Genomic DNA, 12,786 nt, shown 5'->3' on the forward strand with positions numbered 1-12,786 from the left:
CGCCCGCAAAGATCACTTTTTGTAAAGTAGGTAATATCTGAAAATCTGGACCGGATCGAGAACAACTCCTCCCACCTCAGGCTTTGCAACAATTTGCTGTTCTCCCTGGAAAAGAGGAATGTACGGAAAATCTTTTGCCATGAGTTTTTGGACGGCCTCGTAAAGGGCTGTACGTCCGGGCTCATCGCTTACAAGTCTTGCATCTGTTAGCAATTGATCCATCGTGGGATTCGAATAATTGGACCCCATAAGAGGGCTTGCAGAAGATTGGAGGAATGGCCACACAAAATCGTCCGGATCGAAGTAATCTGGATACCACCCAAGCAGGAACATACCCATGACGCCTTTGTTCCAGTAATCTATATATGTAGCCCATTCGGCGTAATTAACGTTGCATTTTATAAGTCCCGTTGATTCAAATTGATTCTTTAGAGTAAGAGCAAGGTCTGCCTCAGTCGATCCGTAATGGCTTGGTGTGTACCATAGCGTTATATTCAAAGGTTTATCTTTTGAATATCCGAGAGATTGAAGGATCGAGACTGACTTTGCTATATCCTGTGATGGCATAACATTCATACTTCCCCATATCCCAACTGGTATCATCGTGTAAAGAGGTTTGACCTGACCGGCAAAGATCTTGTTAGCGATTTCATCTCTGTTGACGGCATAGGCAAGGGCTTCCCTTATCTTGGCATTTCCGAATGGATCTTGCTTTACGTTGAATACGACAAATCTCATGAAAGGACTCTGGCCGACGTAAGTTACGAATTTTTTGTTCTGCTCTAACTGCGCAAATTGCTGAGGAAGCAATGTCCTGTAAGCGAGATCGATCTCACCGCCAAGGAGGGCAAGATACAAACTGTTGGCATCCTGATAAAGTTTTATCAAGATAGTTGGAGTTTTTGCAGGGTCTCCGTAGTAATTTGGATTCGGGGCAAGTTCCATCTCAACGTCTCTTACCCATCTTTTGACTACGTAAGGTCCGCTTGAAACTGGCATTCCGTTGTAAACCTGATCTGCCGGATAAACCTTAGGATCGACCGGGTATGCTACTGTGAAGGCGAGGATATTTATGAAAGGTGCAAATGGGTATTTAAGATCGATCTCAAAGGTTGTATCGTCTATTACCTTCGTCTCCTTGACAACATCTGAAAGTAAAAAGGAAGGATCCTGTCCAAGTTTTATGACCCTGTCAAAGGAAAATTTGAAGGCCTGAGCGTTAATGGGATCTCCATTGGAGAACTTAAGACCCTTTTTAAGGTAGAAAGTGTATGTAAGACCATCCTGAGAAATGTCCCATTTTTCCGCTAAAGCCGGCACTATTTGTGTCGTTCCTGGCACGTAAGTGACCAAGCCCGTCATGATGTTTTGAAGAAGGTTAACAGAAAGATATTCGTAAGCCTTTGCAGGATCCAAAGATGTGAATTTGTCAGTCGTGCCAACGATAACGTAATCTTTGCTACTTGCCGCAAAAACCATCACGCCCATTAGAAGCAAAAGCATGAGAACAAAAACCTTAGAAATACTCCTCATTGCAAAAACGCCCCCTTTTTGTTTTAATTTAGGATGTATTTTATTTGTATATTTAATCATTTAGAAATTTTACTTGAAGATATTTTATCATGAAGTTATTTCAAAGTCAAATTTAGTGTATATTTATCTGTGAACAATATTTTTCTTTTAAAATCTTTTAAAATAGAGATAAAAGGGGAGAGCATTATGGAAAAAATAGGCATTGTAACAGATAGTTCCTGCGATCTTGACGATGAGATCGCCACCAAATACGGAATTCACATCCTGCCTTTGATCATCGCGTATCGTAACAAAACCTACAGGGACAGAATAGAGATAAAACCACAGGAGGTTTACGACTCCCTCGAGAAAGAAATACCAAAGACTTCGATGCCCTTAATGGATGACGCTAAAAAACTCTTCGACAAACTAAAGATGGAAGGGTACACCCATGTAATCGCGATTACCATCTCAAGTGCTTTAAGTGGAACTTACGGAATGCTTAACACCGTCTCGAAAGAATACGATATGAACGTCAAGGTCATAGACTCAAAAAGTCTTTCGATGGGACTTGGGTTTATCGTCTACGAGGTCGCGAAGGCCATAAAGGATGGCAAGTCTTTCGAGGATGCGTGCAGGATCGCCAAAAATGTAAAAGACAAAATAAGGGTTTTCTTTACATTGAAAACTCTTAAATATTTGAAGATGGGAGGAAGAATAGGAAAGGTCGAGGCAAATATGGGTGATCTCCTCAACGTCAAGCCAATAATATCTGTCGATGGAGATGGATTCCTTTACTCTTACGCAAAGGTCCTTGGATGGAGAAGGGCAATCGATAAGATGTTCGATATCTTTTTGAAAGAATCACAGGGTAAAAAGGTGAATGTGGCGGTAATGAATGGTGGGGATGAAGAGGAAGCAAGGGAATTCGCCATGAAGGTAAAAAGTTCGGGAAATGTAGATGAACTCTTCATGGGCCAGATAAGTCCCGTTCTCGTCGTTCACACGGGTCCGGGCCTTGTGGGAATAGGATTTTACCAAAGTTAAGATATCAAGACGTCTTTGAATAATGAGAAAACTTTAATTTGATCATAACCCAAGTATAATAAGTATATGCTAATATATTTATTAGTTTAAAAGGATGTTTGGGAGATGATCAAAATGGCTGAAAAAATGTGGCATGGTGTTCCAAGATCAGAAATCGAATGGGCACCGGTTATCGATTATTCGAAGTGCACAGATTGTGGATTGTGTTTGCTAAGTTGCGGAAATGCAGTATTCGCATTTTCAAAATCGAAACAAAAATATATAGTCGCAAATGGTGGAAATTGTGTCGTCGGATGCACAACGTGCGGAAAAGTATGTCCTGAAAAGGCTATATCTTTCCCTGAAGATTCTGCAAAGTTCACGAAATCCGTAATCGTAAAATACAAGATCTTTCCGACCGTAAAGAAGGAATTAGAGGCAAGGCTTAACAAATTCCCCGATCACGTTGTCTTCACAGAGACAAAGAAGGAAGGTAGTTTCAATGGCTGAAGATATGTTTGCCAAATGGCACGGACTCGATAGGAAAAAGATAAACTGGGGTCCAGTAATAGATCCAGATAAATGCACAGGATGTGGATTGTGTGTCATAACCTGTGGTGAGAAAAGAAATGTCTTCGGATACGATCCGGTAAATAAAAAGGCAGTTGTGCTTTTCCAAGATCGCTGTATGGTGGGCTGTAACAACTGTCAGGTTGGATGTTTATGGAATGCGATATCTTTTGAAACTGACGAAGAGTACATAAGAAGCCTTGCAAAAACAATCCCTGCTGATCAAATACAAAAAGAATTAAAGGCAAAATTGGAAGCAAATCCCGATCTTGTCATCGAATAAATGAATACCTCAAATAGCCTCGCTTTTGCGAGGCTATCATCACAAAATTCAAATTTCGAATCCCTTTGGCAAATGGCGGCGAGAAACTTTCGACTTTTAACGTCCTTTTAAGCAAGAATTCTCCCACTTCTATAAGTAGTGGGAGCATGTTACAGAATATATGATAAAATTAATTCAACAGTCATTTTACATTCAGGGGGACAGCCGAATGGATTCGAGAAAATTTGAGAAATTCTTTAACGCTCTTTCAAGTCCATTGAGATTTCAGATGGTTCTACTTATGGCCAAAAGGCCTTTTTGCGTTTGTGAACTTGAGAATCTCTTTGATGTAACTCAGCCGGCGATATCTCAAAACATAAGGATTCTCAAAGACGCGGGCCTTTTGAATGAGAGAAGAGAGAAGCAATGGATCTTTTATTCAACAAACAAAGAAATGTTAAAGTCTTTGATCGAAGAGATCCTTCAACTTTTAGAGAAAGATGAAACCTTTGTCGAAATCGTAGGTCTAAAACTTTCAGATCTTCCCGATGATCCTCAAAAATCGTGCGAAGTGCTATCTAAAAGAAATTCAAAGGAATTAAAATGATCCCGGATTTTCTTTCCCTCTCTGATCATGAGAAGGCACTCATTTTAAAGTATGCGCCCGTTCTTGAAAAAAGGGCGTGTGATTTTGTACCGAAGTTCTTATCAAAAGCATTTTCTTCAGACGAACTATTAGATCTTTACAACACGTATTACACGAATATCATGGAAGAAATAGAAAAGATAGAAATCGATCCGTCCGAAAAAGCATCTCTGAAATGTGCGACAAGAAAAACCGTCGAAAGGTCAATGCTTATTCATCTTAAACTATTTCAAGATAGCCAAAATAAACGGCTCGAAGAGCGCGAAAGATTTTACAAAGCCATAACGGACATATCAAGAATAAGAATCGAATACGATAACCTTTCCAATATCACTGACATAATGTCTCGCATTGTTGCATCAATTGCAGAGGATATGAAACTCCCGCTTGTATGGATAGGAAAGGTCGAGTCCACACGGGTAAATATCGTTGCATCTGCGGGAAGGGCCTCTGGATACCTTGACGGAATAAAAATATCGGTTGATCCATCGGTTCCGGAAGGAAAAGGACCTGCAGGTATTGCATTTCGGACTGGAAGACCGTATGTTTTAAATGACCTTTCAAGTCTTATCTTTGGTCCGTGGAAAGAAAGGGCCGACAGATTCGATCTTGCCGGAGTTGCGAATACATTTTTCACAACCTCGGATGAAAGATGGATTACGGCAATGTACTGTGGAAAGGGGGAAAAATTCCCCGCGCAAATAGAAGACTTACTTGAAGATCTTGGAATGGAGTTAAAGGTTTTGATAGAAAGTTATAAAAGATCTGTCGAACTTTCCAACATACGAAATTACGAAAGAGGTCTTCTTGAGATTCAAAGATATCTCATCAAATCTCCATCTCCTGAAATGATATACAAAAAGATCGTCGAGACGATAGGAAAGCACACACAAAAGACCGTAACTGTCAAAGTGATGATCAAAGATCCAAATTCCGAATGGATGAAGATCATGGCATCCCTGGGAGACGATTCTGAGTTCTTTTTAAGCAATTCTAAGGCTGTGTCTGTCAATGTAGATAGATACCCCGAAGGCCATCTTGCCACATCTAAAAGTTTTAGGGAAGGTCTTCCCGTGATAATGAATACAGATCAACCAGTCTACAAAGATTACTGGGACAAATTTCCCGAACTTGTAAAACTCAAAGTTGTGGGAAGTTGGCCGATATTCGAAAGGGGATCACATCCCATCGCGGTACTGACAATAGGAAGTTACGATCCGGATTACTTCACAAAAGATCTTGTAAGACTTGTAGAGCAGATCGTATCATCTACCGGAATGGCAATAGAGGGATACAAAAAAGATCAAAAACTCGAGTATCTCAGTTTTCATGATCCACTCACAGGTCTTACGAACAGAAGATATTTCGAACAATCCGCTCAGGATGCGATGAGGCGCGCCAGAAGAGAGAAAAGACACCTTGCCATAGGGATTGCCGATTTAGACAATTTCAAGATGTTGAATGATACGTTTGGCCATATTGTAGGAGACGAGATCTTAAAGAAAACTGGCGAGTCATTTCAATCAATTCTACGCGGTGGAGATCTCGTCTCTCGAATGGGAGGAGACGAATTCCTTTTTCACGTCATGATAGATTCCATCGAAGATTTGAAAGTTATTTCAAAAAGAATGATCGAGACTCTATCTGGAATCGAGGCACCCTACAAAATAACATTTAGCCTGGGCTGGTCTGTGTACCCAGTTGAAGGTGAGAATTTGGAAGTACTTATGAACATTGCCGACAGGGTCATGTACACGGTCAAAAACAAAGGCGGAAATGGGTACGGGATTTCAATCGAAATTTGAATTTTGTCTTTTACAAGGAGGTTTAAGAATATGCCGCAAGATGGCCATGTTAAAATTTTTTTGATCTTTGCCTTTATTCTAATCTTTTCTGTAAATATCTTCGGGTCACAAGACTTAGATCTTTCCATTTTGAAGATGGTCAATGGAACTCCACAGCCAATTTTTGATGTCCCAAAGGCCGTGATATCTTCTGACTACTTTGCGGGAATTTTAGGTCTTTCTTCTATATTCATAAGTCCTTACCAGACACTTGTTACCTTCGGTATCACTCTCGGGGAGGTTGAGATCCTCAAAAATATTTTTGAAAGGCCTCGTCCATTCCAAACCTATGATTGGGTTGTAAAACGTGCAGATGCTTCAGGATATTCAATGCCTTCAGGACATGCCGCCATGGCATTCGAATCTGCCTATATATGGAGCGAGTATTTTCCGCGATTTTCTCCTTTATTTTATGCTCTCGCAACATATGTGGCCATCTCGAGAGTTTATTACGGTGTACATTATCCATCCGATGTGATAATCGGAGGCATAATTGGATATTTGACTGCCTTTACCGTTTCCAAAAACTTCAAAAGTTATCCTGTCATTCAACTCTCGTACGCCTTTTGAATGCAATAAATTGCACAATGCATTTTTCTGCATCTTAAGTCGCATCGATTTGAGCGATGAAATATGAATTATTTTAACTTTCAATTTTTGGCACGAATAATGCTATAACAATTTAGAAGGGAGGAACACGATGATGGAGAATTCATTTTCTATGATGTCGCAACGCCTAAAATCTTCGATAATAAGAGAACTTCTAAGAGACACGGGTATAGTTTCGCTGATTTCTTTTGGGGGCGGTGCGCCCGATCCAGAAACATTTGACAGAGAGGCACTCGCAGAGATTTCAAAGGAAGTAATTTTAAAAGAATATGTATTCGCCCTTCAATATGGTCCTACAGAGGGAGATCCTATTTTAAAAGATGAATATATAAAGGTTTTAAAAGAAAGAAATGGAATCGATAATCTCAAAAGGGAAAATATGCTTATAACCACCGGATCACAGCAAGCCCTTGATTTGATGGGAAGGATCCTTCTCGATACAGATTCGTACGTTATCGTTGGACATCCAGTTTATCTCGGAGCAATTAGCGCCTTTAGGGCATATGGACCTAAATTCATACCGGTAGAGATAGAAGAAGACGGCTTTAAAATAGATCAAATTGAAGAAGAGATAAAAAGACTCGATCAAAAGGGAGAACTGAAAAAATTAAAATTCATTTACGCAGTTCCAAATTTCGATAATCCATCTGGCGTCACTTTAAGTTTGGAAAAGAGAAAGGCCCTTGCCGATCTCGCGGTAAAATACAACGTCTTAATTCTCGAAGATGATCCGTATGGAGAATTGAGATATGAAGGCGAAAGAATTCCGAGCATTTACAAGATAGCCGAAGGACACAACGTCGTCCTTTTGAACACCTTAAGCAAGGTGATGAGCCCGGGCCTTCGAATAGGTCTTATCGTTGGCGAGTCGAAATTGGTTTCGAAAGCCGCACTCGCGAAACAGGGAGTCGATCTTTGCACTCCGGGTCTTACTCAAAGGATAGCGGCAAGATATCTTCAAAAAGGGACTGTTTTCGAAAGAATAAATGAAACGATTAAGATTTACAGGAGCAAAAAGAACAAAATGCTCAATGCACTTCAAAAATACGTGAAAGTAGATGGTTCAAAATGGACAAAGCCGGCAGGAGGCCTGTTCATATGGCTTGAATTGCCAAAGAAATTCGACACGATGGAAATGTTTGAAAAAGCCAAAAAAGCGGGAGTTGCCTATATACCGGGTGCTGCCTTTTACGTTGACGATAGAAAAAGTTCGGAGATGAGGCTTTCTTTCTGTCTGCCGTCTGAAGACGAAATAGAAGAGGGAATAAAGAGAATAGGCCATTTGATCGATACTTACAGGTGATAGAGGTGCACAGGATATTAGTCATAAATTGCGGATCGACATCTACAAAGGTTGCCATTTTTGAGAATGAAAAATGCTTATTTGAAAAGGAATTATCGCACGATATTGAAGTACTTTCTAAATTCAAAAGTGTGCGGGATCAATTGAGTTATAGAAAAGAAAGTGTGATCTCATTCATCAAAGAATCGGGATTTAGCGTTAAAGACATGAATGCAATTTCTTGCAGGGGTGGTCTTATAGGCCCTATTGAAAGCGGCACTTACGTGGTAGATGAGAACATGGTTGAAGCCCTTAGAAATTCAAAGGTAGATCACGCTTCCAACCTCTCTGGACTTATAGGGTATGAACTTTCTGAAGGAAAGATTCCAGTCTACACTACCGATCCGGTCTCTGTCGATGAATTCGATGACATTGCAAGGATTTCCGGTATTCCAGATCTGGAAAGGAAAAGTTATTCTCATGCGCTTAACATGAAGATGGTGGGACGTATTGCCGCAAAGGAACTTGGAAAAGATTACAAAGAATGTAATTTTGTCATAGCCCATCTTGGGGGAGGCATTTCCGTTGCGGCCCACAAACATGGAAGAATGGTAGACGTGAACAATGCAAATGACGAAGGACCATTCAGTCCCGAAAGGACCGGCGAATTGCCCGTTGGCGATGTGGTAAGGGTAGCCTATTCCGGAAAGTACACAAAAAATGAATTGAAAAAAAGGTACGTTGGTCATGGAGGTCTTGTATCCTACATCTCCACAAATGATTTAAGAGTCGCTCTGAAGATGGCAAAGGAAGATCCACGCGTTGATCTTATAGTCAAGGCCATGGCTTACCAGATATCAAAAAGCATTTCAGAGATGGCAACGGTTCTCGATGGAAATGTCGATGCGATAGTTTTAACCGGAGGTATGTCTTACAGTAATGAATTTGTTGATATGATAAAGATGTACGTATCGAAGATCTCTCTTGTTCTTGTTATACCAGGCGGACATGAAATGGAAGCACTCGCGATGGGGACGCTTAGAGTTTTAGAAGGAAAAGAAAAAGCGAAATTTTACAATCAAAGGAGTGTGAAAGTCAATGAAAAAGCTGTCTGAACTCGTTGAAAAAGCAAAAAGTCTCGAAAAAAAGATGAGAATCTCCGTTGCGGTGGCTCAAGATGAGGTTGTCCTTGAAGCCGTTGAAGATGCAAGAAAAAACGGCATAATCGATGCAACTTTCGTTGGCGATCAAAAAGAAATTGAAAAGATCGCAAAGAAGTTGAACATCGACCTTTCGAATTACGAAGTCATCAATGAGCCGGAAGAGTTAGAAGCGACAAGAAAGGCTGTAGAACTTGTCCATACCTACCATTGCGATCTTTTGATGAAGGGTAAAGTCCATACCGCGGACTTGCTTCATGCAGTGCTCGACAAGAATTTCAATTTAAGAACTGGAAAGACGATGAACCATGTGGGTATCTTCGAAGTGCCTTCTTACGATAGGCTTCTCATAATCACGGACGCTGCGATGGTTATAGCCCCAACTCTTGAACAAAAGATAGACTCTATATACAATGCGACAAAAGTTGCTCACGTTATAGGCATCGACATTCCAAAGGTTGCTATACTTGGAGCCGTCGAGACCGTGAGCCCGGCGATGCCGGCAACTTTAGATGCGGCCCTTATCGCCAAAATGTACGATAGAAAGCAGATCACAGGCGCAATCGTCGATGGTCCTTTCGCGCTCGATAATGCCGTAAGCGAAGAAGCCGCAAGGCACAAGGGAATCGGAGGTCCAGTCGCGGGCCATGCGGATATTTTGCTTGTTCCTGATATAGAAGCGGGAAATATACTCTACAAAGGACTTATTTTCATTGCGAAAGGAAAACTTGCCGGTACCATAGTCGGCGCAAGAGTTCCTATCGTTTTAACCTCGCGCGCGGACGATGCCGAGACAAGGCTTTATTCGATAGCGCTTAGCGCACTGCTTGCAAAGGTGGGATAAGATGTTAAAGATCCTTGCCGTTAATCCAGGATCTACCTCTACGAAGATAGCCATTTTTAACAACGAAGAGGAGATAAAATCCCAGACTCTTTATCATTCCGCAGAAGAGTTAAAAAACTTCAAAAACATCGCGGAACAATACGCCTTTAGACTTGAAAAAATAATGGATTTTCTCAAAGAATCGAATCACTCTCTGTCAGATTTCGCGGCTTTCGTTGGAAGAGGTGGATTGATTAAGCCCGTGCAAGGAGGAACTTATTTTGTAAATGAAACGATGGTTCAAGAGTTAAGAACGGCAAAGTACGGAGAACATGCTTCGAACCTTGGAGCACTTATTGTTCACGAATTTTCAAAGTTAACTGGTAAGCCGGCTTTTATAGTGGATCCCGTTGTCGTCGATGAGATGGATGATATCGCGAGAATATCTGGCCATCCAGATTTCCAGCGGAGATCCATTTTTCATGCGTTAAATCAAAAGGCTGTGGCAAGAAAGGCCGCCGCAATCCTTGAAAAAAGATACGAAGAGTGCAACTTCATAGTTGCACACATGGGCGGTGGAGTATCGGTAGGAGCACATAAAAAAGGGCGTGTTGTAGATGTCAACAACGCCTTAGACGGTGATGGACCTTTTAGTCCTGAAAGGAGCGGAACCTTGCCACTGACAGAACTTATAGATTTATGCTACAGTGGCAAGTACTCCTTTGAGGAAATGAAAAAAAAGATAAAAGGAGAAGGCGGTCTTGTTGCCCACCTTGGAACGAATAACGCGATTGAAGTTCAAAGGATGATAGATAACGGAGATAAACATGCCGAACTTATTTACCATGCCATGGCGTACCAGGTATCAAAATGGATAGGAAGGATGGTTGTGCCGCTTGAAGGAAATGTAGACGCTATTATTCTTACGGGTGGCATGGCTTACGATTCTAAATACATGGTCAGATGGATAAAAGAAAAGGTCTCTTACATAGCACCGATCATGGTCTTTCCCGGTGGACGAGAAGAAGAGGCTCTTGCGATGGGTGCACTGAGAATTTTAAGAGGAGAGGAGAAGGCTAAAAATTACATTTGATCCTTACATGGATTCTCGCGTCTTTATATACGTTGGAATGTTTGGAAGCGGTAAGACAGAACTTTCTATAAATACCGCGATAGCACTTAGAAAATCTTCCAATAAGGTTGCGCTCATAGACATAGACATAATAAGTCCTTACTTCAGAAGCAGAGATGAAAAAGCATTTCTTGAGAATCTGAACATAAAGGTCATAACTGCTCCGGAAAGGTACATGCTTGCAGATTTGCCCATAATACCTCCAGAGGTGGGTGGATACATTTCGAACAAGGAATTTTTGACGGTCGTCGATGTAGGCGGAAATGAGGATGGAGCCATCGTTTTGGGTTCCCTAAACCATTTTCTTCAAAATGCTGATAAAAAGATCGTATTCGTTGTCAATGTTTTTAGGCCTTTCAGTTCAACGGAAGAAGAAATTTCAAGAAATATAGACAAAATCTCTCGAGCGGCCAGATGCAGAATAGATTACCTTGTCAACAATTCGAATATAGGCCCAGAAACCACCACCAATGATATAAAGACCGGTGAGGAGATAGTGTTAAGGGTTTCGAAGATGACTGGAATTCCTGTGGCCTTTACCTCTATAGACGAGAATATAGATTACAAAGGTGAGTTGCCGATCTTCAGAATGAAGAGATTCATGAAAAATTCATGGTGAGGAGTGATAACTTTGGCAAAAAAAGGTTATGTGGAGATCAATTCAGATAGATGCAAGGGATGTGGATTGTGCATAAACGCATGTCCCCAGCATGTCTTAAGATTTTCAGATAAATTCAACGATAAAGGATACCATTACGCGGAACTTTACGATCCCGACGATAAATGTCCGGGATGTGCTTTTTGTTACTACATGTGTCCGGATGTGTGCATAACGGTCCACAGAGTTGCCGAGGAGCGTGTTTGAAATGAAGATGCTTATGAAAGGAACCGAAGCGATAGCAGAGGCGGCCATAAGGGCCGGGTGCAGGCTTTATTTTGGATATCCGATAACGCCTCAAAGCGAATTAACCGAATATATGGCCAAAAGAATGCCCGAGGTCAAAGGCGTCTTTTTACAGTCAGAAAGTGAAGTTGCAACGGTTAACATGCTTTACGGTGCTGCGTGTACTGGAAAACGCGTTATGACATCAACATCTTCTCCGGGATTTAGCCTGATGCAGGAAGGCATTTCCTACATGGCAGGAGCGGAATTGCCAGCCGTCTTCATAAATGTCATGCGTGGCGGGCCAGGGCTTGGAGACATCCAGCCATCCCAAAGCGATTACTTTCAGTCAACTAAAGGCGGAGGCCATGGAGATTACAGGATGATAGTGCTCGCCCCTCACACGTTGCAGGAGGCGGCCAACATAATGGGAGAAGCCTTCGATCTCGCATTCAAGTACAGAATGCTTGTGACGATCCTTGTAGACGGCATGATAGGTCAGATGATGGAACCTGTCGAACTTCCCGAATGGAAAAACATAGAAGAACTCAAAGAACCGGACTGGGCCCTTACGGGTGCAAAGGGGAGAAAACCGAGAAAGGTAACATCATTCGATCTCGATCCTTATGAACTCGAAAAGATGAATTTAAGATATCAGGCAACCTACAAAAGAGTCGCAGAAAATGAGGTAAGGTATGAAGAATTCAAAATCGAAGATGCAGATATAATTGTAGTTGCGTACGGAACGATGGCGAGAATAGTCAAAACCGTTGCCGATTCGGCCCGTAAAGAAGGAATAAGGGTTGGTCTTTTCAGGCCTATAACCTTATGGCCCTTTCCTTACGAAAGGTTATCGAAAATTTCGCAGAATGTAAAGCATATTCTTACGGTAGAGATGAGTTATGGTCAAATGATCGAAGACGTGAAACTTGCCGTGAACGGAAAGACAAATGTTGATTTTTATGGCAGAAGCGCTGGCGTCGTTCCAACGCCTATGGAAGTGCTTGAGGCCATAAAAAAGATCGCGAGGTGAAAAA

At 41.5% G+C, this 12,786-nt stretch carries 14 protein-coding genes; 13 read left to right on the forward strand and 1 reads right to left on the reverse strand.

Going from position 1 to position 12,786, the window contains the following annotated elements; genetic code table 11:
* Positions 1-12: 12 nt before the first annotated feature.
* Positions 13-1,533: an ABC transporter substrate-binding protein gene (locus ATHSA_RS08000; protein ID WP_161848580.1), complete on the reverse strand. Its 1,521-nt coding sequence runs from the start codon at positions 1,531-1,533 to the stop codon at positions 13-15.
* 186 nt (positions 1,534-1,719) lie between these two features.
* Between ATHSA_RS08000 and ATHSA_RS08005 the strand changes: the two genes are divergently transcribed.
* The 13 genes from ATHSA_RS08005 (at position 1,720) to ATHSA_RS08065 (ending at position 12,782) form a co-directional block, all read left to right on the forward strand.
* Positions 1,720-2,559 carry a DegV family protein gene (locus ATHSA_RS08005; RefSeq protein ID WP_197739144.1) on the forward strand — a complete coding sequence of 280 codons (840 nt, stop codon included), beginning with the start codon at positions 1,720-1,722 and terminating at the stop codon, positions 2,557-2,559.
* Between the two features lie 114 nt (positions 2,560-2,673).
* Positions 2,674-3,048, forward strand: coding sequence for a 4Fe-4S dicluster domain-containing protein (locus tag ATHSA_RS08010; protein WP_161848581.1), 375 nt, complete (start codon positions 2,674-2,676; stop codon positions 3,046-3,048).
* Complete coding sequence (locus ATHSA_RS08015; protein ID WP_161848582.1) at positions 3,041-3,391, forward strand: 4Fe-4S dicluster domain-containing protein; 351 nt, start codon at positions 3,041-3,043, stop codon at positions 3,389-3,391. Before ATHSA_RS08010 ends, ATHSA_RS08015 begins: the two co-directional genes overlap by 8 nt.
* 208 nt (positions 3,392-3,599) lie before the next feature.
* On the forward strand, positions 3,600-3,977 hold the full coding sequence (locus ATHSA_RS08020; protein WP_161848583.1) for an ArsR/SmtB family transcription factor: 378 nt from the start codon (positions 3,600-3,602) through the stop codon (positions 3,975-3,977).
* Entirely contained in the window at positions 3,974-5,821 is a 1,848-nt protein-coding gene (locus ATHSA_RS08025) for a sensor domain-containing diguanylate cyclase (RefSeq protein ID WP_161848584.1), read from the forward strand. The genes ATHSA_RS08020 and ATHSA_RS08025 overlap by 4 nt, the downstream gene beginning before the upstream one ends.
* Positions 5,822-5,851: 30 nt before the next feature.
* Positions 5,852-6,430 carry a phosphatase PAP2 family protein gene (locus ATHSA_RS08030; protein WP_161848585.1) on the forward strand — a complete coding sequence of 193 codons (579 nt, stop codon included), beginning with the start codon at positions 5,852-5,854 and terminating at the stop codon, positions 6,428-6,430.
* Positions 6,431-6,560: 130 nt separating this feature from the next.
* Positions 6,561-7,772 (forward strand): aminotransferase-like domain-containing protein, encoded by a 1,212-nt coding sequence (locus ATHSA_RS08035; RefSeq protein WP_197739145.1) that lies wholly within the window; start codon positions 6,561-6,563, stop codon positions 7,770-7,772.
* Entirely contained in the window at positions 7,769-8,866 is a 1,098-nt protein-coding gene (buk, locus tag ATHSA_RS08040) for a butyrate kinase (protein WP_232060079.1), read from the forward strand. The genes ATHSA_RS08035 and buk (ATHSA_RS08040) overlap by 4 nt, the downstream gene beginning before the upstream one ends.
* Positions 8,850-9,755, forward strand: coding sequence for a phosphate butyryltransferase (gene ptb, locus ATHSA_RS08045; RefSeq protein ID WP_161848587.1), 906 nt, complete (start codon positions 8,850-8,852; stop codon positions 9,753-9,755). The genes buk (ATHSA_RS08040) and ptb overlap by 17 nt, the downstream gene beginning before the upstream one ends.
* Before the next feature lies 1 nt (position 9,756).
* On the forward strand, positions 9,757-10,827 hold the full coding sequence (buk, locus tag ATHSA_RS08050) for a butyrate kinase (protein ID WP_161848588.1): 1,071 nt from the start codon (positions 9,757-9,759) through the stop codon (positions 10,825-10,827).
* Between the two features lie 7 nt (positions 10,828-10,834).
* A complete protein-coding gene (locus ATHSA_RS08055; protein ID WP_161848589.1) occupies positions 10,835-11,485 on the forward strand; it encodes a nucleotide-binding protein in 651 nt (216 codons plus the stop codon).
* Between the two features lie 12 nt (positions 11,486-11,497).
* Positions 11,498-11,731 carry a 4Fe-4S dicluster domain-containing protein gene (locus ATHSA_RS08060; protein ID WP_161848590.1) on the forward strand — a complete coding sequence of 78 codons (234 nt, stop codon included), beginning with the start codon at positions 11,498-11,500 and terminating at the stop codon, positions 11,729-11,731.
* Positions 11,732-11,744: 13 nt separating this feature from the next.
* A complete protein-coding gene (locus tag ATHSA_RS08065; protein WP_232060080.1) occupies positions 11,745-12,782 on the forward strand; it encodes a 3-methyl-2-oxobutanoate dehydrogenase subunit VorB in 1,038 nt (345 codons plus the stop codon).
* The last annotated feature ends 4 nt before the right edge of the window (positions 12,783-12,786 follow it).

The organism is Athalassotoga saccharophila (assembly GCF_009936215.1).
Taxonomy (GTDB): Bacteria; Thermotogota; Thermotogae; order Mesoaciditogales; family Mesoaciditogaceae; genus Athalassotoga; species Athalassotoga saccharophila.

Coding starts and splice junctions, on each gene's coding strand:
- ATHSA_RS08000 (WP_161848580.1), bottom strand. CDS start 1,533: ATGAGGAGTATTTCTAAGGTTTTTGTTCTCATGCTTTTGCTTCTAATG.
- ATHSA_RS08005 (WP_197739144.1), top strand. CDS start 1,720: ATGGAAAAAATAGGCATTGTAACAGATAGTTCCTGCGATCTTGACGAT.
- ATHSA_RS08010 (WP_161848581.1), top strand. CDS start 2,674: ATGGCTGAAAAAATGTGGCATGGTGTTCCAAGATCAGAAATCGAATGG.
- ATHSA_RS08015 (WP_161848582.1), top strand. CDS start 3,041: ATGGCTGAAGATATGTTTGCCAAATGGCACGGACTCGATAGGAAAAAG.
- ATHSA_RS08020 (WP_161848583.1), top strand. CDS start 3,600: ATGGATTCGAGAAAATTTGAGAAATTCTTTAACGCTCTTTCAAGTCCA.
- ATHSA_RS08025 (WP_161848584.1), top strand. CDS start 3,974: ATGATCCCGGATTTTCTTTCCCTCTCTGATCATGAGAAGGCACTCATT.
- ATHSA_RS08030 (WP_161848585.1), top strand. CDS start 5,852: ATGCCGCAAGATGGCCATGTTAAAATTTTTTTGATCTTTGCCTTTATT.
- ATHSA_RS08035 (WP_197739145.1), top strand. CDS start 6,561: ATGATGGAGAATTCATTTTCTATGATGTCGCAACGCCTAAAATCTTCG.
- ptb (WP_161848587.1), top strand. CDS start 8,850: ATGAAAAAGCTGTCTGAACTCGTTGAAAAAGCAAAAAGTCTCGAAAAA.
- buk (WP_161848588.1), top strand. CDS start 9,757: ATGTTAAAGATCCTTGCCGTTAATCCAGGATCTACCTCTACGAAGATA.
- ATHSA_RS08055 (WP_161848589.1), top strand. CDS start 10,835: ATGGATTCTCGCGTCTTTATATACGTTGGAATGTTTGGAAGCGGTAAG.
- ATHSA_RS08065 (WP_232060080.1), top strand. CDS start 11,745: ATGAAAGGAACCGAAGCGATAGCAGAGGCGGCCATAAGGGCCGGGTGC.